The organism is Burkholderia sp. Ac-20365 (assembly GCF_017104715.1).
In the GTDB taxonomy this organism is placed as follows: Bacteria; Pseudomonadota; Gammaproteobacteria; order Burkholderiales; family Burkholderiaceae; genus Paraburkholderia.
Map to the genome: position 1 here is coordinate 192,027 of NZ_JAAGPI010000010.1, position 22,650 is coordinate 214,676.

General features: G+C 63.0%; 15 protein-coding genes. 3 read left to right on the forward strand and 12 right to left on the reverse strand.

Annotated features, from left to right (window positions below; genetic code table 11):
• The first annotated feature begins 156 nt into the window (after positions 1-156).
• Complete coding sequence (locus tag G3O01_RS19815; protein ID WP_205806820.1) at positions 157-528, forward strand: cupin domain-containing protein; 372 nt, start codon at positions 157-159, stop codon at positions 526-528.
• 752 nt (positions 529-1,280) lie between these two features.
• On the opposite strand, the gene G3O01_RS19820 is transcribed toward G3O01_RS19815, so the two are convergent.
• The 3 genes from G3O01_RS19820 to G3O01_RS19830 form a co-directional block, all read right to left on the reverse strand.
• A complete protein-coding gene (locus G3O01_RS19820) occupies positions 1,281-2,672 on the reverse strand; it encodes an FAD-dependent oxidoreductase (protein ID WP_205806821.1) in 1,392 nt (463 codons plus the stop codon).
• A 60-nt stretch (positions 2,673-2,732) separates the two neighbouring features.
• Entirely contained in the window at positions 2,733-4,331 is a 1,599-nt protein-coding gene (locus G3O01_RS19825) for a cytosine permease (RefSeq protein WP_205806822.1), read from the reverse strand.
• A gap of 259 nt (positions 4,332-4,590) precedes the next feature.
• Positions 4,591-5,544, reverse strand: a complete 954-nt coding sequence (locus G3O01_RS19830; protein WP_205806823.1) for a LysR family transcriptional regulator — start codon at positions 5,542-5,544, stop codon at positions 4,591-4,593.
• 126 nt (positions 5,545-5,670) lie between these two features.
• Between G3O01_RS19830 and G3O01_RS19835 the strand changes: the two genes are divergently transcribed.
• The gene (locus G3O01_RS19835) at positions 5,671-7,023 is read left to right on the forward strand and encodes an NAD(P)/FAD-dependent oxidoreductase (RefSeq protein ID WP_205806824.1); all 1,353 of its coding nucleotides are present in this window, start codon (positions 5,671-5,673) and stop codon (positions 7,021-7,023) included.
• 28 nt (positions 7,024-7,051) lie between these two features.
• On the opposite strand, the gene G3O01_RS19840 is transcribed toward G3O01_RS19835, so the two are convergent.
• Positions 7,052-7,945, reverse strand: a complete 894-nt coding sequence (locus G3O01_RS19840) for a LysR family transcriptional regulator ArgP (RefSeq protein WP_205806825.1) — start codon at positions 7,943-7,945, stop codon at positions 7,052-7,054.
• Between the two features lie 97 nt (positions 7,946-8,042).
• Between G3O01_RS19840 and G3O01_RS19845 the strand changes: the two genes are divergently transcribed.
• Positions 8,043-8,666, forward strand: coding sequence for a LysE/ArgO family amino acid transporter (locus G3O01_RS19845; RefSeq protein ID WP_205806826.1), 624 nt, complete (start codon positions 8,043-8,045; stop codon positions 8,664-8,666).
• Positions 8,667-8,707: 41 nt separating this feature from the next.
• Here the strand turns inward: G3O01_RS19845 and G3O01_RS19850 are convergent, their stop codons facing one another.
• The 8 genes from G3O01_RS19850 to G3O01_RS19885 all read right to left on the reverse strand — a co-directional run bounded on the left by G3O01_RS19850 (position 8,708) and on the right by G3O01_RS19885 (position 22,609).
• Positions 8,708-9,643 (reverse strand): endo alpha-1,4 polygalactosaminidase, encoded by a 936-nt coding sequence (locus G3O01_RS19850; RefSeq protein WP_205806827.1) that lies wholly within the window; start codon positions 9,641-9,643, stop codon positions 8,708-8,710.
• 9 nt (positions 9,644-9,652) lie between these two features.
• Positions 9,653-11,026 (reverse strand): exopolysaccharide Pel transporter PelG, encoded by a 1,374-nt coding sequence (gene pelG / locus G3O01_RS19855; protein ID WP_205806828.1) that lies wholly within the window; start codon positions 11,024-11,026, stop codon positions 9,653-9,655.
• Positions 11,026-12,639: a GT4 family glycosyltransferase PelF gene (gene pelF, locus G3O01_RS19860; RefSeq protein WP_205806829.1), complete on the reverse strand. Its 1,614-nt coding sequence runs from the start codon at positions 12,637-12,639 to the stop codon at positions 11,026-11,028. The genes pelG and pelF overlap by 1 nt, the downstream gene beginning before the upstream one ends.
• The gene (locus tag G3O01_RS19865) at positions 12,636-13,685 is read right to left on the reverse strand and encodes a hypothetical protein (RefSeq protein ID WP_205806830.1); all 1,050 of its coding nucleotides are present in this window, start codon (positions 13,683-13,685) and stop codon (positions 12,636-12,638) included. The genes pelF and G3O01_RS19865 overlap by 4 nt, the downstream gene beginning before the upstream one ends.
• Positions 13,678-15,096 (reverse strand): PelD GGDEF domain-containing protein, encoded by a 1,419-nt coding sequence (locus G3O01_RS19870; protein WP_205806831.1) that lies wholly within the window; start codon positions 15,094-15,096, stop codon positions 13,678-13,680. Before G3O01_RS19870 ends, G3O01_RS19865 begins: the two co-directional genes overlap by 8 nt.
• A gap of 88 nt (positions 15,097-15,184) precedes the next feature.
• Positions 15,185-15,736 (reverse strand): penicillin-binding protein activator LpoB, encoded by a 552-nt coding sequence (locus tag G3O01_RS19875; protein ID WP_205806832.1) that lies wholly within the window; start codon positions 15,734-15,736, stop codon positions 15,185-15,187.
• A 59-nt stretch (positions 15,737-15,795) separates the two neighbouring features.
• Complete coding sequence (locus tag G3O01_RS19880; RefSeq protein ID WP_205806833.1) at positions 15,796-19,758, reverse strand: tetratricopeptide repeat protein; 3,963 nt, start codon at positions 19,756-19,758, stop codon at positions 15,796-15,798.
• The gene (locus G3O01_RS19885; protein ID WP_205806834.1) at positions 19,748-22,609 is read right to left on the reverse strand and encodes a sugar ABC transporter; all 2,862 of its coding nucleotides are present in this window, start codon (positions 22,607-22,609) and stop codon (positions 19,748-19,750) included. Before G3O01_RS19885 ends, G3O01_RS19880 begins: the two co-directional genes overlap by 11 nt.
• Between the last annotated feature and the right edge of the window lie 41 nt (positions 22,610-22,650).

Consider the following 22,650-nt stretch of genomic DNA (forward strand, 5'->3'; position numbering starts at 1 on the left):
GGTTTTGATCGAATGCATGTAATGCGTTACATCGACCGTCCTCAAACTACATGTCTTCAAATCGAAATTCATTGGCGGGCGGGTTTGGCTCAGACTCCCGTTTCCCATTCAACCGCTTTGACATTCTTCACTGCGATTTCATTCTGGAGACTACGTATGAGCAACATTACTTTTACCCGTATCGATGCCAAGGGTCCTGGTGCTTCGGGCTTGCAGCCGGCTTTGCATGATCCTGCTGACGTGATTCTCGATGGCGCTAAAGCGCCGCATGCTTTGACTGCTTTTGCTGATGCTGACAATGTGTTGACTGCTGGTGTGTGGCAATGCGATGCAGGTACGTTGAAGCTTTCCGATCTGCCGATTCATGAAGTGTGTGTGCTGATCGAAGGTGAAGTTGTGATTACCAGCGATGATGGGCGTAGCGATAGCTATAAGGCTGGTGATGCGTTCATTTTGCACAAGGGGTTTTCGGGTACCTGGCATATGCCTGTTGCTACCAAGAAGTACAGCATCGTGTATTGTGGGTAAGGGTTTTTCGCGGTTTGCTTGTGTTGTTGCTGGCATCCGCGATGTGAGGTTTGCTTGTGTTGCCACTGGCATCCGCGATGTGATGTACCCCTTCACGCGTCGCCCCTGTGCGGGGCGGCACCTACTTTTCTTTGCCGCGGCAAAGAAAAGTAGGCAAAAGAAAGCCGCTGAACACCGCTAATTCTTGTCTCTGCCTGAGGGCCCCCAACAGTTCCTCCGCTTCACACGGCGCTCTGCCATTCACTGCCCGTTGCCAGCGCCTTGAATCGGCGCCTCACCCGCTTCACACTCCCGCGTCGCCACATGCGCGATCAAACTTCCCACGTTCTATAGCGGCAAACTGTGTGTAGGCTGTCGCGGCGTACGCGCATCACTCCGGACTGAACAGCACGATCGGTGTCGTAAGGGCGCTGACGTGTGGAGCACTACGACCTACACACAGTTTGCCACCTGGGCGGCATAAACCATTCGCTGCCGCGCGTTGTACAGCGGGTGATTGAAGCAGGTGAGGCGCGAATACAAGGCGTTGGCAACGAGTGGCGACTGAGAAGTTACCGTGTGAAGGATAAGAACCGTTGGGGTCCCTCAGGCAAAAACAAGAGCTGGCGGTGTTAGCCCGCTTTCTTTGCTTACTTTCTTTGCGGCGGCAAAGAAAGTAAGTGCCGCCCCGCACAGGGGCAACCCAGGCAAACCAATAACATCACGCGGATGCCAGCAAAAGCCCAAGCAAACCAACACCAACCCAACCCCAACTACATAGGAAACCCAAGCGCCTTAATAGAATTAATCCACCACCGGCGCCAGCCACCTCGATCATCCGCACCATCGAAGGCATTAAAAGTAATCTTGGCAGCAATCCAACGAACGGGTTCCGGAGGAATATAAGAAGGCCCTTTCCGCGAGATATCGAGCGAAGTAATCAGCGTATCGCGATTCCAGAGCATCTCAAGCCCCATGCGCGCGCCGAAGCGGCTTCCGGCAACACCAAACCCCGTATACCCGGCAACAAAAACCGTCTTCCCACCGTGATACTTGCGAGCAAAAACCGCCCCACGTGAGCAGTAATCAATCGGCCCACCCCACGCATGCGTGAACTTCACATCATCAAGCTGCGGGAAAGTACGATAAAACGCTTCAGCGAGCTTATAGTAAGTCCGCTCATCACGATCCTGCGCGGGATTGTTATCCCCGCCGAAGTGATAACTGACACGTCCGCCAAAAATAATCCGGTTGTCCTTCGTGAGACGGAAGTAATTGAGCTGCGTACGCGTGTCATACACGCCCTGCCGGTTCTTCCAGCCAATACGCGCCATCTGCTCTTCCGTCAGCGGACTCGTCGCGATGATGTGATCGCGCACCTGCATCACGCGCCGGTTGATGTCCGTCACGCCGACGTTCGCCGTACCCGTGCCAAGCAGCACGCGCGGCGTGTCGATCCGCCCAGCCTGCGTGTACACGACCATCTTCTTGCCCGCGTCTTCGAGACGCGTCAAAGGCGAATGCTCATACAGCCGCACGCCGAGTTTCAAGGCAGCCGCCTTCAAACCCCACGCAAGCTTTGCCGGATGAATCGTGCCGCTGCGATTACGCGACCACATCGCGCCCGCGAACAATGGCGAATCCAGTTGCTCACGCGCTTTCTCGCTGTCCAGCAACACGACATCGTGTCCATGCGACACATGCAGTTCGAAATCCGTTTGCAGATGGTCGAGATGCTTTTCCTCGACGGCCACCGTCATCTCGCCATTCCATTCGACATCGGCTTCGATGCCATAGCGCACCAGCGATTCCTTGAAGCCGTCGAGGTTCTCCTGACCAAGACGCTCGAGCACGTCGAGATCTTTCGGGAACACACGCGTCGCGTTCGGCAAACCGTGCATCACCGACGTCGAGATAATGCCGCCCGGTCGTCCCGATGCACCATACGCAACCTTGCCCGCTTCGATCAGCACGACGTCCAGACGCGGATCGTTTTCCTTCGCCTGAATCGCGGCCCACAAGCCCGTAAAGCCGCCGCCGACGATCACCAGATCGGCCTTGGTCGGTCCGATCAGCTCACGTTCGACGGCAGGCGCCGCCGGGTTGTCCAGCCAGAACGGAAACAGCTTCACACCTTCGAATGCGCGTTTGATCGACTCGCTCATCTCTTCACCTGCTCTATTCCTGTCTTTGATCCTGATGCCGCCAGGGCATGCTCCGTTTTATTACGCGGCGTCCTGCGTGTCGAATACTTCTTCGCGGGGCGCCGTCATGCGGTTGCCTCGCATGCCTTCCGCGGTGCGCGGCTCGACCATCTTGATGTGCGCATGCGTCGCCTTGTGGCTGCCGCGCAGCCAGCGTCGGCCTTGCGGGCCATACACGCCATCCGGTTCCGGGAAGCATTGCAGCAGCGTCACGTACAGCGTGCAAGCCATCGTCAGTGCAACCGGCAAGCTGATATCGAGGCCGCCTGCCAGCTCGCCAAGCGGGCCGACGAACTGATCCGGCAGATTGACGAAGCACAGGCCCGTCAGCGCGCTCGGCACCCACGCGCCCATCGCGCGCCAGTTCCAGCCGTGCGTGAACCAGTAGTGGCCGCCACGTCCGCCGCGGTTGAACACCTGCAGGTCATCCGACAGATAGAACCCGCGACGCGTCACATAGCCGATGATCATGATCACCATCCACGGGCAGCTGCATGTGTTGATCAGCACCGAGAACGTCGACACGCTTTCCACGAGGTTGAACACGAAGCGCCCGAGAAAGATGAAGCCAATCGCAGCGCAACCGATCAGGAACGTCGCACGCACACGGTTGAGCAGCTTCGGGAACATGCTCGACATGTCGAGGCCCGTGCCGTACAGCGCCGTCGTACCCGTCGACATCCCGCCGATGATCGCGATCAGACACACAGGCAGGAAGAACCAGTTCGGCGAAATCGCCAGGAGGCCGCCCACGTAATTGTTCGATGCGATGAAATCAGGCGCCTTCTGCGCGATGATCGTCGCCGTCGCGAGGCCGAAGAAGAACGGCACGAAGGTGGCGATCTGCGCGACGAGCACAGCAAGCATCGTGCGATGCTTCGGCGTGTTCTGCGGAATATACCGCGCCCAGTCGCCCATCGTCGACGCGAACGAAACGGGATTGCTCAATGCAACCAGCACGGCGCTCACGAACGCGGGCCAGAAACCGACCGTGCCCATCGCGAACTTGCCCGCGTAGTGGCTATCGAACGGACCGGCAAAGGCAAAGATGCCCGCGATGAACAACAGGCTCGCCGTCCACACAGCAATCTTGTTCACCCACAGCATGAAGCGGAAACCGTAGATACACACCGTCAGCACGAGCACCGCGAAGATGCCGTACGCCACGCTCAGCGTGAAGCCATTCACAGGCAAGCCGAGCAGATGGTTCGCGCCGCCGACGAGCGCATCGCCCGAACTCCACACGGCCAGCGAGAAGAACGCGACGGACGTCAGCAGCGCGAGAAACGAACCGACGATCCGTCCATGAATACCAAAGTGCGCGCCCGACGAAACCGGGTCGTTGGTGCCATTGCGCATGCCGAACAGGCTCATCGGCGCAAGAATGCACGAGCCGACCAGCACGCCGACCACGATCGACGCGACGCCCGCCCAGAACGACAGCCCAAGCAGCACGGGAAAGCTGCCGAGTACCGACGTGGAAAACGTGTTGCAGCCGCCGAACAGCAGCCGGAAAAGATCGATGGGCCGCGCATAGCGGGACGCGTCGGGGATGCGTTCGAAACCAAAGGTCTCGACGGTTGTAATGCTGTTGTTGTTGCTATCGGTGGGGCTGCTCATGTCTCCGACTCCTCTGACGGCCAGGGAAATCACGCGGCTCGCTACTGGCTGGCGGCGTCCGCTTTTTAACAAATGTCTGGACGCCACTGTAAAGAGAAACAATTCGGCCACAAATATCGTCGGCGCAACCTTTACTTCGATATCGATCGATGTAAGCCAAAATCCTTATGCAGCAAGCGTTTCAGACCGCCCCACGCGGCCTGAGAAAGTCTCCGGAGTGCCACACACGGCACAAAACGTCGAAAAAAATCGGCAGATTTCACACGTGACGGCGTTTCCTTGCAGCCGCAACGGCAGGCATCGGAATCGGCACGCTGCCTTTTGTCCCCTCTTCGATCAAAAAGTCGCGGAACAGACTCGCCACCTGCGGCAGACGCTTGTCCGACACATGCATCACGTACCAGTCGCGCTCGATCGGGTTGTCGGGCAGCGGTAGCAGCGCGAGCAGTCCCGCCTGAAATTCCAGCGTGCATGCGTGCAGCGACAGAAACGAAATGCCAAGCCCCGCTTCCACCAGTTGCTTGATCGCCTCGTTGCTCGACAGCTCGGAACCGATATGGATCTTGTGCCCGGCCTGCTTGAACAGGTTTTCGACCGTCGAGCGCGTGCCCGAACCACGCTCGCGCACGAACAGGTTCGCCGATTCCAGATCGCCGAGCGTGAGCCGCTTCTTTTTCATCAGCGCGTGAGCGGGCGACGCGACGAATGCCATCGGATGCTTCGCGAACGCCGTCGCGACAGTGCGCAATTCGCGCGGCGGGCTGCCCATCACGGCGAGATCGATTTCATGCGTCGCGAGCATGCGGATGATGTCGGCGCGGTTGCCCACCTTGAATTGCACCTTCACTTGCGGACGCGCCTCCGTGAAGCGCACCAGAAACGGTGGAATCAGATACTCGGCCGTCGTGATCGCACCGATGCGCAGCGTGCCGCCCTGCTCGCCATGCAGCGCGGCGAGATCGTCGGCGGCGCCGTTCCATAAGTCGAGAATCTCGAGTGCATAGCGCGCCAGGATTTCGCCCGCTGCTGTCAGTTGCACGCCACGCCCGACGCGTTGCAGAAGCGGCGCGCCCGCCGACTCTTCGAGCAGACGGATCTGTAATGAAACCGCAGGCTGCGTGAGGCGCAATTCCTCCGCCGCGCCCGACACGCTGCCGAGCTTCGCCACCGTATGCAGGGCCTTCAACTGACGAAACGTCGCCGCTTTTAACATAAGTGAAAACCTATATGTTTCGTACAAACATTAAATTGTGCTTCTGTTTTCCTCAATTTTATACTCGACCTCACTGATGACGTTCACGCATCAATCGCATTGAAAAACGTTCAGGAGAGTACGCATATGACCTCGATCGATCGACACACCGCAAGCAGCACACGCACCGCGCCGCACCGCATCGTCGTCGTTGGCGGCGGCGTGGGAGGACTGGGACTCGCAACGCGTCTTGGCGAATCGCTCGGCAAGAGCGGGCACGCGCAGGTCGTGCTCGTCGACCGATCGACGACGCACTTCTGGAAGCCGCTGCTGCACGAAGCGGCGTCAGGCCAGATCGATCCCGCCACGCATCAGCTGCAATATGCGGTGCAGGCGCGCCGGCATGGCTTCGAGTTCGAACAGGGCTCGCTGCATTCGCTCGATCGCACACAGCGTCGCATCACGATCAGCGCCACACGTGATGAAAACGGCCGTGAAGTATTGCCCGCGCGTGACATCGAGTTCGATACGCTCGTGCTCGCGCTCGGCAGCGTGACCAATTACTTCGGCGTGAAGGGCGCGGCGGATCACGCGCTGCCGCTCGAATCGGTCACGCATGCGGAATCGTTCCGTCGCAAGCTGCTCGATGCATGTACACGTGCGAATCACGTGCGGCGAGTGAGCGGCGCGCAACACGTGCAGCCGGTGTCGATCAATATCATTGGCGCGGGCGCGACGGGCGTCGAACTCGCGGCGGCGCTGCGCGACAGCATCCGTTTGCTGCATCGCTATAGTCTGTTCGCGCTGGATCCGGAACGCGATTTTCGTATCCGGCTGATCGAAGGCACGGAGCGCGTGTTGCCTGCACTATCGCAACGTATTTCAGCGCGTGCGCAGCGGATACTCAGCGGTTTGGGCGTCGATGTGCTGACCACCACGCGCGTCACCGAAGTGCGCGAAGATGCCGTGCTCACGCACGACGGCCAGCATCTGCCGAGCGATATTGCGATCTGGACGGCGGGCATCGCCGGGCCGCCTGTGCTGCGCGTGCTCGATGGCATCGACGTGAACCGTAACGCGCAGGTGCTGGTGAACCGCACGCTGCAAACCACGCGGGACGCGAACATCTTCGCGCTCGGCGATTGCGCGGCCTGCCCTTCGCATGCGGATGGTTTTCTGGCGCCGCGTGCACAGGTCGCGCATCAACAGGCGATGTTCCTCGCGCGCGCGCTGAAGTGCCGTGTCGGCGGCGAAGCGCTGCCGGAGTTCACGTATCGCGATGCGGGCACGCTGGTCGGGTTCGGCGATGTGGGCACCATCGGCAGCCTGAGCGGATTGCGCGAAAGGCCCATGTACGTGGATGGATGGCTCGCCACCGTCGTGTACCGGCTGATCTATCGGAAGCACGTGATGACGGTCACCGGCTTCGCACGCATGGCGCTCGATACCGCGAGCCATTGGTTACGCCGCCGCGCGCATCCTGTGATCCGGCTGCATTGACCAGCGCGGCATAGCAACACACAAGCGGTCAGTCGAGAAACTCGGCGGACCGCTTGCGCAATGCGGCGCCAAAATCATCGAGCCAACCAATCGACAGCCGCCAGCTTTGCCAGTACAGATCGACATCGAGATGCTTGCCCGGCGCCATATCGATCAGTTCGCCGCTTGCCAGTTGCGCGGCAATCATCCGCTCCGGGCACATGCCCCATCCCAGACCCGTCGCGCACGCGCGCAGAAAACCGGACACGTGCGGAATCCAGTTCGTCGGCGCGTCGACTTCGCCGCGTGTGATCTTGTGCACGAAGCGCTTTTGCAACTGGTCCTTCGGATTGAAGTCGACGCACGGCGCGAGGCTCAACGTCTCGCGGCTGACGCCTTCGCTGAAATAGCGCTCGTAAAACACGGGCGTGCAGACTGCCAGATAGCGCATGCGCCCCAGACGCGTCGAGCGACAACCCTGCACAGGCTCCGATTGTGTCGTCACCGCGCCCTGCACACTGCCGTCGCGAATCCGCTGCGCGGTATGGTCCTGATCGTCGATCACCAGATCGAGCAACATGCCGCGCTCCGAGCAGAAGTCCGCGACGGCGTCGATAAACCACGTTCCCACACTGTCGTCGTTCACGGCGACGCGCAGGGTCGGCCATGGTTCGAGCAACGCACCGGGCAATTCCGGCATGCGCCCATTCAGTTCCGCTTCCAGCAGTTGCACACGCTCCGTGTGCCGGCATAGCAGCGCGCCTGAGCGGGTTGCCGTGCATGGCTGCCCGCGCTTCACGAGCACGCTGCCGACGCGCTCCTCCAGCAGTTTTACCCGCTGCGACACGGCGGAAGGCGTGACATTGAGCGCGGCAGCCGCGCGATCGAACGAGCCGTGGCGCACGACGGCCGCGAGCGCATCCAGCAGAGCATAGTCGAGCATTAGCGTTCCTTAACCGGCGTTACCGAAATTAGTTTCTCTTATTCTAGCCAGCACGGCACACTCTCGTCATCCGATTCCTCTCCTTCGTCAAATTCTTATGAACTGGCTGGCTTTTTCGCATGGCGCCGCGTTGTGCGCCTCGTTGATCGTCACTATCGGCGCGCAGAACGCGTTCGTGCTCCGTCAGGGCATCATGCGCTCGCATATCGGCAAGATCGTGCTGCTGTGCACGCTGTCGGACTTCCTGCTGATCGGCGCGGGTGTCGGTGGCGCGTCGGTGCTCGCCGAGCGCTATCCGACCTTCATCCACGCGCTGCTGTACGTCGGCCTTGCGTATCTCGCGTGGTTCGGCATCAGCGCGCTGGTGCGTGCGCTGCGGCCCGGCCATGCCGCACTCGACACCGATGCCAAAGGCGACACCGCCCCGCCCGCGCAACGCGCGCTGCCCATCGTGCTGATGACGCTCGCGTTCACGTGGCTCAATCCGCACGTTTATCTGGACACGTTCCTGCTGATCGGCACGGCGGGCGCGCGGGAAGCGCAAGGATCGCGTGTCGAGTTCGCGGTCGGCGCGATGGCGGTCAGCGCGCTCTGGTTCGTCGCGTTGGGCTATGGCGCAAGAGCACTGGCGCCGCTGTTCAAGCGCGCTACGGCGTGGCGTGTGCTGGATGGCGCGATCGGCAGCATGGTGTTGCTGCTGGCTGTCACGCAGTTGCGCTGAGTGAAAAACACACTGCGAGACGCAGTAGAAGACGCGCCGCGTCAGCGGCGCAAAGACACCTTCGTAAGCGGTTCGGCGTCTTTCAGGATCGAATGGCTCATGCCGATGGTCTGCAAGCCGCCGTCCGCCACATACGGCACGATGCCGAGCGCACCAATTTTCTCGACGATGTCATGGCGGCACGCATCGTCGTCCGGCGGGCAATAATCGATTGAGATGACGGGCAAGCCGTAGCGCTCGTGAATCTCGCGCGCCTGACCGAGCAGCCATTCGCGGTCGTTGGCAGGCACTTCGTCGTAGCGCTGGTTCGCCTGATCCCAGCGGCCGAACAGCGATTCGAACGCAACGGCCGCAACCTGCCCGTGCACCTGCGGCAGCAGTTCGAAACCCCGGTTCAGAATCAGACGCGCTTGCGGATAGCGCGCCTTCAGTTCGCGCAACACCGCAGCGATGCCCGCCTGCTGACGCGCGCGCTCGGCATCTGTCTTCGCGACCAGCTGGTACGAATCCAACGTGTCCAGGAAAAAGCCGCGATATCCGCGCTCCCACAGCGGCTTGACGATCTCGTCGACGAAAAATGCGGGCCAGCCTGACGCCGTCTGGTCGACCACCATCGACGACCACGCCGCGTTGCTGCCCGTCACCCACGTCTTCGGCATCTTCGCGTAGTACGCGCGCTCTTTCGTCACTTCACCGACGCTCACATACGCATACCAGTTCGGACAATGGGCCGTATGCGCGCGCGGATCGAAGCCGCTGTCGGGCTCGATCACGACGGTATCGAACCGCTCGAAGCGCTCGGCCTGCACATTCGCGCCGTAGAAGAACGCAACAGCCCCGATTCCCGTCGATGAAGCCCGCTTGCAAGCGGCCAGCGCCGGCCGCACCCACGCCACCGACAGCAACAGGATGATCACCGCCGCACACGCGACGATGATCCACGAAAAGCCGAAGCGGGCGATAGAACTGGCAGTCATAAAACCCGATCAGTTGCGCAGCATGTAAGTCTCGTACTCGAGCTTGCTGAACTTGCGGTCGAGCAATTGCACGGCGGCGACGACGAGTATCAGCAGCGTCAGGGCAAAGCCATAGCCGTAGAAATCCGGCTGCATGTACAGCGTAATGCCTGTCAGGATACCGTTCAACAGCACGAATGCAATACACAGGCGCAGCACCGTGCGGCGCGCGTCCAGATAGAAGAACACATTCAGCAGGCCGAGCAGCAGCACCTGCAGGCTCGCCGCGATCACGTCGACGATCATCAGCGGCATGTACAGCGTCGAAATGCCAAGCGCATCGAGCACGAGCCGGCCGAACGCGAGAATCAGCAGCAGCACCACGGCCTGAATCTTCACGATCTCATACAGGCCAGCACGCACGCTGCCGACCATCATGTCGCGCATGTCGTTGATGTGCCGCAGCGTGGCGCCACTGCGCACGGCATCGTAGAAGCGGTCGTAGTATTCGACGAAGTCAGCTTCGATCCGCACGAGGAAGGTCGCCATGCCCGGCATCACGCACACGTACGCGATGAACACCGGGATATCGTAGATCACCGATGCATTCAGCGGCCCGATCACTTTCGCGCCCGTGCCCGGCGCGTACCAGAACATGAACTTGTCGAGCCACACGCCGAGGTTGAACAGGAAGCCGACCAGCGCGAGACTCGGATACGCAAAGCGTTTCTGGACCACCTCGAACGAGATGAAACGCGGGCTGCGATAGTTGCGATAGATGAGACCCGACAGGCCCGCGAGCAGCACGATATGCCCCGCAACGAAACCGCCGAGCAAACCCGAAAGACCATGCGTGTTGAGCATCAACGCGAATGCGACAGTGCATCCGTAGCCGATCGCGAACACAAATAGAATCTGCCGGTACTGCTTGACGCTCGACAGAAAGATCACCGCGATCCAGATATTGCTGACCACGACGAAGCCCGCCACCATCAGCAGCCGGTACATCAGCGGCTCGCCGCGAAAGCCGAGCGCGACGGCGATCACGCCGAGCATGCCCGAGGCCGCTGTCGAAATCAGCACGACGCCGTTGTAGTTCGACAGCACGAGATCGTCGCGCTTCTCGAAGATGCGATCCGAGATGAAACGCGTGAACGACAGTTGCAGCGGCCCGGTGAGTATCAGACTAGCCGCGATCAGATAGGTGACCGACACTTGGAACTGCACGATTGCGTACTTCGGTATGACGAACGCGAGGCTCATCACGCCGATGATCAGAATGCCGAAAATCGACAGGATCAGCGGACCCGAACTGATCAAACCCGCATACGCGTACGCACGCGCGACGCCGAACAGCGTCTGGCTCTTCAGGATCTTGCGAAGCTCGAAACCAATGCCAGCCATCAGCGCACCTCTTCCGTCGTTGCCGCCCTGCCCGCGTGCATCGGACAACCGCCGCCCTGTTTGCCTTCAGCGGCCTTGACGCGCGACGGCGCCGCAATCAGGCGCTCGTACAGCACGCGATACTGATCGATCATCATCGCCTTCGTATAGAAACGCCGCACGCGTTGCAAACCGGCCCGCTGCGCCGCGAGCCAGCGCGGTTCGTCGCCGAGCAGATCGAGCACGGCCTGCGCGAACGCCGACGGGTTGGCGATCGGCACCACGCTGCCCGCCGCGCCCAGTGCGCGGTCTTCGTCGCCATAGCCTTCGATCAGCTGCCGGCACGAGCCGACGTCCGTCGTAATCGACGGAATGCCTGCTGCGAAGCCTTCCAGCACGACGAGCGGCAAGGCTTCACTGATCGACGTCAGCGCGATCACATCGACCTTCGGCAGAATCTCGTCGATACGCTGGAAGCCGAGGAACTTCACGTTCTTCGCAAGACCAAGGCTTTCCGCGAGCGCACGGCATTCCTGCGCGTAGGCGGGGTCTTCTTCCTCGGGCCCGACGATCCAGCCTTCGATATCCGGCATTGCGCGCGATGCGATGAAGAGCGCGCGAATAAACGTCTTGATATCCTTGATCGGCACCACGCGGCCGATCAGCGCGACCACGTTGCGCGGACGCACCGCGCGCTTCTCGACGAGCGGCGCGAGACCATCCACGTCCACGCCGTTCGGAATGTTGCGCGTGCGCGCGGCTTGCGCGCCGTCCGCGATCTGCCGCTGACGGTTCGCTTCATACAGCGCGACGATGTCATCGGCGGCGTCATACGCGAGCTTGCCGAGCGCCTCGAAGAAACGCACCCACAGTTCGCGGAAATAGCTGATCTTCGAAATGTCGCGCTCGAACGCACCGCGGTTGTCGCGAATCCACTGGCTTTGCAGCAGGTCGATCTTGCGTTCTTTCGTGTAGATGCCGTGTTCGGACACGAGCAACGGCCGCCCCGTCCGGTAATGCAGCAGCGCACCCAGAAAGCCTGCATAACCCGTCGACACCGTGTGATACACCTTCGCGGGCGGCAACTGCTCGGCCACGCGCGCAAGCTGCCACAGCGGCTTGTGCATGATGCGCACGGTCCAGAAGTAGTCGGTAAACGACGGGTCCGTACAATAGCGGTGATACTGATCGACGATGAAATCCCACGCGGCGCGGCTGCTGAGGAACTGCTCCTCGCTAAGCGGCGCCTTGTCGCCGATCAGTTGCACCATGTCGGCCATCATCGCGCCGGCATCCACGTTGCCGTTGTTGCGCCACGCGTCGTGCAGCGCCGCCGATTGCGCGAACGCCTGCGCATCGCCGGGAATCTCGCGCGCGGCGTTTTCGTCGGCGGCGCCCGCTTCGTACAGGTAGTGCGTTTCGAAATGCACGACGTTATCGGGCAGCGCATACGCGGCGCCCTTGTAATCCTCTTCGCGGCTGCCGATAAACGCAATCGCAAAACGGATCTCCGGATACGAGCGGAGCATTTCGTTGACCCAGCTCGACACGCCGCCGCGCACATACGGGAACGTGCCTTCGAGCAGCAGGCAGACATCGGCGTCCGCAGCGCGGCGCATCAGTGACGGTTTCATGTTGACCAGTAACGCGCAACAGGTTTGAGCATCGGCAGCGTCGCGGCATTGCCGAGCGACGCGAGCAGTTCGGACACGCGCGCATAATCGCCGCGCAGATATTCGACTTCGGCAAGCCACGGCACGAGGCGCTCGCGCGGGAAGCCGAGCGATTGCGCGCGATCCATGTATTGCGCGGCTTCATTGGCGGCACCGTTGGTCAGCGCAAGACGGCCGCGGATCATCCACAGCGCGGCATCGCTGCCGTCGATGTCGAGCGCGGCGGCCGCATAGCGGTCGGCCTGTTCGAGCGTGTGTTTATAGACCACGCCCTGCACGAGGTTCTGATAGATCAGCTCGAAATACAGCTCGGCCAGTTGCCGGTTGATCGCGTGACGATCGCCTTCTGACTGCGCGTCCTCCAGCGTCTTCGCTGCATGAAAGATGCGCTGCATCACGTCGTTTTCGGCCTGATCGAGTGTGCCGTAAGCAATCAGCCGCACGTCTTCGACGGGATCGGCGAGCAGGTCGCGCAGCAGCGTGCCCGTGGTGCGGGTCGGCATGCTCTGGATCGCAACGAGTGCCGACAGGCGATCCGCCGCCGCGACCTTCGTGTTAACCAGCCGCGCCTGCAAACGCGCGCCGCCGCCATGCGAGACACGCGACATCAGATACGTGACGAACTCGGGCGCAGGCACGTCGCCCATTTCATCTTCGGCATGCGATGCCGGAAAGCACGCGGCCCAGATGCAGCTCACCAGCACGACGAGGCCGCCGAACAGCGGCACGAACGTGCACGCCAGTGCCAGCCACAGCAGGCTCAGCATGCGCGGCTCGCGATAACGCAGCGGCAGCAGCAGGCGGAACAGCAGCGCCTGCAGCACGCCGCACAGGATATCGAACGCGACGACGGGCAACAGCGGATCGTAGTCCACGGGCGTGTTCGCGAAGTACACGATGCCCACGCCCTGCGCGCACGCCACCACGACGATGCCGAGCGCCGCGAGCACGGACAGCACGAAAGCGAGCGCGCCGCCTGAGGCGCTCTTTGCGGTGGACTTATCCATCGATGCCACTACGCATGAGAAGGCGTTTGATCGCCGGGCCCGGTTCGTCGCTGCCCAGATGTAGCGTGTGCACGCCGATACGCGCGCCTTCGAGGTCGAGATTGAACTGCGAGCGCAGACTCGATTCGATCCGCGCGAGATAGCCGTCGACGCCCGTTGCATCCGTCGCGGGCATCAGGTTCAGCAGCACCGACTGCCCGGCTGACTTGACCGGCCACATCAGGTCGAGCGACCGGCGGCGACGCATCACATGTTCGAAGAACGAGTCGCCCGCATCGTCGTGCGGAAACACCAGCGCGACCAGCGAAGACGTGATGCCTGCCGAGCGCTCCAGCCGCGTCAGACGGCTCACGTCGAGCGCGAATTCGTACGGGCAATCGGGCACGGCGTGCAGGATGTCGCGCACCTGCTGCGAGTGCTCGACGCCATCCGCGTAATAGCCGAGCAGCACCAGCAGCAACTGCAGATTGTCGAAGTTCAGCGACAGGAACGGCATGCGGCGGATCGCCAGCATCGCGAGCATGCGGCCGTCGGCGGAAATCAGCGGCGCACACACGAGCAGATGCGTGTTCGTGACGGGCCGCTCTTCGCTCTTCAGATGCGCAACGGCACGCGTTTCGAGCGCGCGCTGCACGAGTTCGTCGCGCGGATCGAAGTCGAACGTATCGCCGATATGCGCAAGCGCGTCCCGACCGACCTTGCCGTCCCGCACGGGATACAGCGCGGCCACTTCGATCTGGCACGCCTGCGCCACGAACTCCAGCAGCTCGCGCGCGCCGGGCATGTCGTCGGAATGATGCGGCTTCGTGTCGAGACCGTGCGCGACGGAAATGCGGCGCAGTTCCGTGATCGAGTCGCGCAAGGTGGTCGGTTTCGTCAGCAGATCCTTTTCGAGCCGCTCGTGCGACAGGCGCATCAGATAGTGGCTGTTGGTGATCGCGACGAGCCGGTCGTTCAGGTAATCGTTGATGGCATTCGCGCGCTGCGCGCGGCTGCCCCACGTATCGCCGAAGTGGCCCGCAATCACGGTCTGCAGCACGCCGCCCGTGAAGTACACCACCGGCCATGCAACCGTGCTGCCCGGCGTGAGCATCCGGGTCATCACTTCGTAGGCGCCGATCAGCATCGCGCAGCCGAGCAGGCCCAGCAGCGTGCCGTAGCGCAGCGCGACGATCAGCGGCGCGAACCACAGCCACGGGAATCCCGCGTGCAGCATGAACGGATCGTTGCGATCGAGCGCGTACGAGGCCGCGAAGACCACGCCGATGAACACGACCGTCTCCGCGATGGAAAACGGCCGCGACACCGCGGGCGCGACGAGGCGCCGCCACGCGCTCAGGTTGCCGAACGGGTTCGATTGGCGCGGCTTGGCCGCGGCACTGGCGGCGCTTTGCGCGGTGACGGTATTCACAGCCGACTCCTCATCACGTGTCGAGTTGCTCTCGTATTACGGATTGCCGCGCGCCTGCCGCACATCTCACGGCAGACACGCGACGCCATCAGCCGCGCGTGCGCAGCGGCGACAGCAGGCTGCCGATCAGCGACGATGCGACGCTCGACAGGCTCGAGCGCGTCCAGCCGCTCTTCGAACCCGTTGCGCTCCACACCACCTGGCCCGACGCCACGTCGATCAGTTCGAACGTCACGCCCGCAACCGGCTCGCCGTCCACGCCGACCTTGTAGCGCCACTCTTCCACTGCGCCCGTCAGCACGTACTTCACGCGCTGCTCACGCGCCCATGCGAGCTTCTTCTCGCCGATGTCGCGCTGCGCGGTGTCGAACATCGCATTCGCCGATGCATCGACGGGCGCGAGGCGCACGTCGGCAAAACCGTTCTGGCGCAATGCATTCGCGGCGATCGCGGCGGCGCTGCTGCCCGCTGCCGGCGTCTCCGTAAAGTTCGCCATCGTCACGACGGCGACGGAATCCTTCGATTCGAGCGACGGCGAACCCGCCTGGCGAATCGAACCGCATGCGCCCAGCACCAGCGCCGAAGCGGCTGCTGCCGCCACCCACTTGATCAAACGTGACCAGCCGTTGATGTTGCTCATCGAACCACTCCTCAGAAATGTCGTTATCGCCCGGATGTATCGAGTCAGTAAAAACGCAATCAGTAGAACCATTTGTAACGCGCGCCCACCAGCGTGACGGGCGTGCCGATCTTCGACACGCGCTGATGCTGCAGGAACACCGCGAGGTGATCGCCGCCCAGCACCGTGCCCGCAATGCCGAGGCTCACGTCCGGCCCCCAGCCCTGAATCGAGTCGTGCACGATGCCGACGTCGAAGAACGGACGCCATGCATGCGTGTACTGCTGCTCCAGATCGTTGCCGAAGCCGAAGAAGAACCCGTACTGCGTGTACGTGTCCGGCATGAAGTCCTGCGCGGTTGCGGGCTGAAGCGCCGTCGGCAGCAGATTCGTCATCAGTGCGTCCGGCTGGCCGCTTGCGCCGTAGCCACCGTGCGTAATCAGCGCACGCAATGTGTAATCCGGGTAAGTCGTGCGGATGCGATAGGTCACTTCCGCCGTCGACAGCACGCCGCTGCCGATGTAGTTGCGTGCCTGGCTATAAAAGCGGTCCGCTTCGACACTGCCCGTCAGCGTGATGCGTTCGGACACCCGGTACGTCAGGTCGCCGATCACGTTGTCCTTCATGCCGCCGATCAGCAGCGCCTGGTTTTCGTCCGCGACCTGATTGCGGCCCGCGCGCACGCCGAGCGTGAGCGCCGAGTTGCGCCCTACTTCGGCGGCGAGATCGAGCGTATAGAACGCGTTCGCACCGTCGCGACGGCCGCCCGTGATCATGAACGACGTATCGCGCGTCCGGCGCTCGCCGTAGATGTTCAGCCAGCGGTCGACGGACGGCACGTTGACCAGCTGCGTGATATCCGTCGAATGCTGGAAGTGCTGCACGTAGGTCGCGCCGACGAGATACCGCTCGGCGACCTTGCGGCTCGCGTCGAGCGTGGTCTCGACGTAATCGAGCGGATGTTCGATATGGTTGACGACATCGAGATCGACCGATTGCGGCCAGTCGAGCGTCGTTTCCGTCACGCGCGTGTGCAGATCCGTATCTTCCGGCGCGCCATCGAGCGCGTTGAACGCGAGCTGCTGCGCGCGGTCGGGCCGGTCGACGGCGATCGTCGCATCGATACGGTCGTTGACGGGCAGGCGCGAGCGCTCCACCGCGAGCAGACGCTCCATCTCGGGGATGTCGTTTTCGGCGAGCGCGATGGTCAGCTGCGCATCGGCGGGACGCGACAGGCGCTCCGCGTACTGCTGCGCGAGCCAGCGCTTCGCGAGCGGATTGCTTTCCTTCGACAGCGCCCACGCAACGGCCACTTCCTTCGCCACTGCGCCGCGCACGCGCGCGTTCTCCGGCAAGCCGGCGCCATCGAGCGGCGCGCCGCCCGGCAGTCCCTTCGCCGTGCCGATCATCGTACGGCGCGCGATGGCGTTGTCCGCCGTTGCGGGCCGCGCCGACATCAGGCTGTCGAGCAGCGCAGCGGACTCGTCGCCCGTTGCGTATTCAGCCGACAGCGTCACGCGACGGCCGCGCAAGTCTTCGAGCGTCTCGGCGTCCTGCGCGGTGCGGCCGCGCATCGCCGCGCGCTGCGCGCCGTGCAGCTTGACGAGCTTCGCTTCGTCCTGCTGCATCTGCAGCCATACCTTCTTGCGGATCGACCATGCGAGGCCGTCGTGGCCCGCCTGCTCCTGCGCGTCGGCATACGTGAGCAGCCACAGCGGATCGCGCGACATCATGGCCGACTGGCGGCGCAGATATTCGAGCGCGGCGACAGGCCGGTTCAGGCGCATTTCAGCGGCGGCATACGGCTCCCACAACGCCGAGCTTTGATCGGCGCTGCCGCGCCAGCGCTTGAGCGCTTCGCGCAGATCGCCGTCGCTGCCATAGTCGACGAGCGTCCACAGATACGCTGCGCGCAGATCGGAACTCGCGCCCGGCAGATCGACGGCGCGCTTCAGATCGGCGAGCGCCTTCTGCGGTTCGTTGATGAGGCGATAGTATTCGGCGCGCACGCCGAGCAGCGCGGGCGATGCTTCCGCTGCCTTCAGTTCTTCGGGCGTCAGGCTCGCGAGCAGGAACGTGATGCGATCCATCGCCTGCGCGTCGGTGTAGTAGAAGATCGCGTCCTGCAACGCGCGCACCGTGTGATCGCGGCGATAGCGCAATTCGGCGACACGGCCCGCATCGATCGGATACGGGTCGTAGAAGTACGTCATGTCGCCGAGATCTTCCGGCGTCGCCACGCCGCTTGCGATCAGATGGCGATACGCCTCGTTCGCGTCGTCGTCCTGTTGCAGCAGGCGCGCGAGTTCCGCGTAGTTGCGCCAGAAGTCTTCGTCGGTGTCTTTCGCGCCCGCGCGCGCCGTTTTCAGCGCAGCCAGCGAGCCGCGATAGTCGCCCTGCCGGTACAGCACGCTGGCCGTACGCAGCGCCGCGTTCGCATCGTTCGGATGACGCGCCTGCACCGCGCGATACGTCGCGAGCGCCTGATCGTCGTGACCGGCGCGCTCGGCGAGCTGGCCGATACGTTGATCGAGCGCGTCGGCGTTCGTCGCGCGCGGCATCGAACGCAGGAATGCGAGACCATCGTCGGGACGGCCGAGACGCTCGTACGTCGCCGTCACGTTGTCGATCAGCTTCAGGTCGTTCGGCGCGGCGCGCGATTCATGCACGAGCGCCGTCAGATACGCTTCGTCGTCGTCGAGCATCGGCGCGATGCGCAGCACGTTCTGCCAGCCGACCTGATCGTTCGACAGTTGTGCGTAGTCGAGCCACGACTTCAATGCCAGCGACGGATCGCGATTCCATTCGGCGACCTGCGCAAGACGCTTGACCCATTCGACCGAACGCGGATCGCGCTGCACCTGCTGCGCGGCGACTTTCTGCGCGCTGGCCAGATCGCCCGATTCGACAAAGGCCTGAAACACGACATTCGCGACGTTCGGGTCCGAGCGGATCGCTGAAGCACTTGGCGCGGCGAGATCGCTGGCCGCTTGCGGTGCTTGCGGTGCCGCTGCTGCCACGCGAATCACGCGCACGCTGCCCTCTTGCTGCGCCGCTGCCGCGCGCATCGCTGCACGCAAACTGACGAGTGCATCGCGACGGCGATATGCAACGGGACCGTCCATATAGGCATAGCCCGCTTGCGCCACTGCGCGCACATGCTCGCCGAGCGGCGACGTCGGTTCCGCCAGCGCGTACTTCGCGAGCAGCTTCGCGTAATGGTCGACCGCATCCGGACGGTTCGCCGCACGCGCGAGATTCAGCATCACGATAAGCGTCGCGGGGTCGTCGGCGAGCTTGCCGAGATGCGCGTCGGCGGCCGTGAGCGCGTCGTCGAGCAGATTGCCCGATTGCAGCGTGCGCACGCCCGCAACGAAGCAGCGGCGCTGTTCATCGCGTGTCTGTGCAACGGCTTCCTGACGGAACCATGCGTCGGCAGCGGCGTGATAATCGCCGACCTGCAACGCGTAACGCGTGATCTGCGTGTCCCACTTCGCGCGCTGGTCGGGATCGTTAGCCGACAGCCGCGCATACAGATGCGCGGCCAGATCCGGCATGCCGACAGCCGCCGAACGCTGCGCGAGCCATTCGAGATCCTTCGGCGCCCACGGCAGCTTCGACGCCTGTGTCAGGCGCGCGCGCAAGACTTCGAGCGCGGGCGCACGGCGCGGATCTTCTTCGGGAATCGCGAAGGTGCGCTGCTCCGTCACCGCGAGATGCAGCATCATCGCGCTCTTGAGCATGTCGTCCGTGCCGAGCGCTTCCATGCGCGTGGCAATGCGTTCGGCGTCGTCGGTGCGTCCCAGATACAGATACTGCGCGCCTAGCAGCGAGAGGAACTCCTCGTTGTCGGGCCGCACCTTCGACCACGCTTCCAGATACGCGACGCTCAGCTCGCTCGGCTTGCCGACCGAGGCGACGCGCTCGCGCAAGCCGCCGCGCGGCGACACGCCGTACATGGTCGTGACCACCACGCCCGCGAGCGTGTAGACAAGCCACGTCGGAACGATACGGGGACGTTTGTCGTTCGTTTTATCGTTCACAGCGGATCTCGACGGGCTGATAGTGGACTTCGAGGGCATTGAGCGCGGGCGTATCGAAGCGGACGTATGCGCCGTCGCGTTGCAGCGGCACTGCTCGGCCCGCGACACTCGCGGTGCAGCTCTGCGCGTTCGCGAGCTTCACGAACGGCTGGTAATAGCTGCCGAACTCGAACGACAGGTTCTTGCCATCGCGCCTGAAGTCGCGCACGAAACCATTCGCTTCGGCGATGTACGGCAGCGCACTCGCCTGCGGTTTTGCATTCGCTGAGTCGAACGACACGCGCGCTGCGCCATCGGTGATATGGATATACGTGCCGTCCGGTCCTGCTGCGTAGCCCGTCACGCCATGCGACGACTGAAGATCAGGCGAAGTCGTCAGCGGCCAGTGCAATTCACGCACTTCGCCATTGCCGCGCACAACCCAATCTGCCGACTTCGCGTTCGACGCTTCGCTCTGCACCGTGCGCGCAACCGCGAACGAGCGCCAGTCGAGCACCTTGTGCGCGTAGTCCGTCATGTGTACGGGCAGCACGGACTGCTTCAGCACAGCGGCGAAAATCTGGTCGAGCGCGCGCAACGACGCGACCTTCGTGCCGCTGTACATGTGGTAGTAGATGTCGATCGGCTTGAAGCGCAGCGGCTTGTCCGTCATGTCGAACGTTTCGAGCACGCGCGTGAAGCCGTAGAACGGGCCGAGCCAGTCGTTCGTGTAGACGTTCTCGTCCTGGTTCGGCGCGTACACCTGATACGCGCCCGGCCCTTTCAGCACGCCGATCGGCGCGATATTGGTCCAGCTGTTCGCGCTCTTCGTGATGACGGTGTCGCCGCCGTTCACGTTATCGACACCGGCTTCATACACCTTGCGCACGACGATCGCAGGCGGCTCGCAGTTGCCCGGCCACTGCAGGATCGTCGTCTTCTTGCCGGCAGGCGCGAGACGCGAGTTGATGTAATCGATCGAACCCGTGACTTCGCGGTCGATATTGAACGTGTAGTTCGGGATGTTCAGCGAGAACGCCGTATCGCCGCCACCGCGATCGATACGCTCGCCCGTCTTCGCGTCGACGTTCTCCCATTCGAACGGATGCGAATACGTGTGCGTGCCGATCGCCACATAAGGCAGCGCGAACATCTTGCGCGCGATCTCTTCCAGACGCGGCGAGATCTGCGGATACAGACCCTTCGGCCCCACTTCGCCTTCGATCACCGACAGCGTCATCGGCACCTTGTAGCGCGTGAAAATCTGCTGATACAGCGCTTCGCCCGAATAGTCGGCGCCCGGAAACTCCGCGCGCGATGCGAAACCGTCGCCGTCCACGTGCGACATGAAAAGACGCCGGCCGTTTTCCGTGGTGACGCTCGGCGAGGGCATCGGTTGCAGACGCAACGCTTGCCGCAGGAAGTCGATTGGCTGGATCGCCCAGCGCTCCTGGCCAATGCCATTGAGCGACACGACCGTATACGGGCTCATCGCAAAGCCGCCCCACGGTGTGATGGCAATCTGGTCGAGCGTCGCTTCGCCGCTCTTCACGCGCAGCAGCGACCTGCTCTGGCTGCCAACCTGCACGCCCGTGAGATCACGCGTGCCGAGCTTCGGATCGACTTCGAAGCCGACCATCGGATCGCGCGACACGGTTTCGATCCTGTCCGTAAACGGTCCCGCGACGGCTTGCAGATCGAGCGCGCGGCCTTCGTCTTCCGCCGCGTCGAAGCCGAACTGGCCGAGAAACACCATCGGCACATGCGAAGCGATGCGCTCGTCGACCCACGCGCGCCACGCGCCGCTGTTCGGCGTCTCGTCGCCCTGCAGCCACGCGACGACGCCCGCATAGCGGTCCGGCGTGATGCCTTCGGGCAACGGCTCATGAACGTTCGCGTATTCGACGTCGTAGCCGAGGTAATTGAGCGGCGTCGCGAGATCGCGCACGCCCGGCGTTTCGTCGAGCGGCAAGTCTTCGTCGCTGTCCTGCACGATCAGCACCTTGCGCGGCAGCACTTCGATCGCGCCGATGCCGACTGCGTTCAGCGACGCGTTCGTCACATAGGGCGTGACGCCCGCGGCGAGCACCTGTGCAGCCGTCGTGCGCGCGCAGGCGCGGTCATCGGCGGGACAGGTTTCGATCGACACGACGGGCACGCCCGTCGTTTGCGTGAACTGCTGCGCGGCGGCGCTGCGTTTGTCACGCTCGCCTGCTGCCACACTGCCGTTCTGCGCGTCGCGAACCAGCGCCGGGCCGGCCACGGCATACAGCGCGCCCGCGTGCGGCAACGCCGCCTGCAGTGCGTTGTCGCCGCCGATCACGAGACGCGCATCGGGATGCGCGGCGCGGATCGCCTCGACGGCTGCGATGGCCGCAGGCGTGTCGAGCAGGAAGCCGCGAAAGCCGCGCTGCCACAACGGCTCGATCTGCGCGCTGACGAATGCGTCCGGCGTAGCCTGCGCCGCATCGGCATGCGTGCGCGCGAGCCATACCGTGTGGCGCAGCGGATGCGCGGCGGGATCGAAGCCGCTGGCGGGATCGATCACGACAGCATCGAATGCCTGCAGCTCGCCGACGGGCACGCGCGAACCATAGAAGAATGCGAGATTGACGCGCGATGCTTGCGCGTGCAACTGAGTGGACGGTTGTGCTTGCGGGCTGGGCAGCGCGGACGTCTGCGCATGTGCGGCGACGCCATGCAGCGCGAACGCGGCGGCGGCTGTCAGCGCAACCAGGCGTGCGTGTGCGAGCGCACGCACGAGAGCGCGCGGTTGCGCCATCATGGTCCTGTACGCTGCCGGCTTTTCGCCTTGAAACACCCCGTCGAGCGCGGATCGCGCTTCGAATATCGTTTGAATCCCCAATGGCATGTGATTTTTTCTTCGGTTTATTGCTTTTTACTGACCGGCTT

Bases quoted from the DNA above. Each gene is read 5' to 3' on its own strand.
- G3O01_RS19815 (WP_205806820.1), top strand. From the start codon at position 157: ATGAGCAACATTACTTTTACCCGTATCGATGCCAAGGGTCCTGGTGCT.
- G3O01_RS19820 (WP_205806821.1), bottom strand. From the start codon at position 2,672: ATGAGCGAGTCGATCAAACGCGCATTCGAAGGTGTGAAGCTGTTTCCG.
- G3O01_RS19825 (WP_205806822.1), bottom strand. From the start codon at position 4,331: ATGAGCAGCCCCACCGATAGCAACAACAACAGCATTACAACCGTCGAG.
- G3O01_RS19830 (WP_205806823.1), bottom strand. From the start codon at position 5,544: ATGTTAAAAGCGGCGACGTTTCGTCAGTTGAAGGCCCTGCATACGGTG.
- G3O01_RS19835 (WP_205806824.1), top strand. From the start codon at position 5,671: ATGACCTCGATCGATCGACACACCGCAAGCAGCACACGCACCGCGCCG.
- G3O01_RS19840 (WP_205806825.1), bottom strand. From the start codon at position 7,945: ATGCTCGACTATGCTCTGCTGGATGCGCTCGCGGCCGTCGTGCGCCAC.
- G3O01_RS19845 (WP_205806826.1), top strand. From the start codon at position 8,043: ATGAACTGGCTGGCTTTTTCGCATGGCGCCGCGTTGTGCGCCTCGTTG.
- G3O01_RS19850 (WP_205806827.1), bottom strand. From the start codon at position 9,643: ATGACTGCCAGTTCTATCGCCCGCTTCGGCTTTTCGTGGATCATCGTC.
- pelG (WP_205806828.1), bottom strand. From the start codon at position 11,026: ATGGCTGGCATTGGTTTCGAGCTTCGCAAGATCCTGAAGAGCCAGACG.
- pelF (WP_205806829.1), bottom strand. From the start codon at position 12,639: ATGAAACCGTCACTGATGCGCCGCGCTGCGGACGCCGATGTCTGCCTG.
- G3O01_RS19865 (WP_205806830.1), bottom strand. From the start codon at position 13,685: ATGGATAAGTCCACCGCAAAGAGCGCCTCAGGCGGCGCGCTCGCTTTC.
- G3O01_RS19875 (WP_205806832.1), bottom strand. From the start codon at position 15,736: ATGAGCAACATCAACGGCTGGTCACGTTTGATCAAGTGGGTGGCGGCA.
- G3O01_RS19885 (WP_205806834.1), bottom strand. From the start codon at position 22,609: ATGCCATTGGGGATTCAAACGATATTCGAAGCGCGATCCGCGCTCGAC.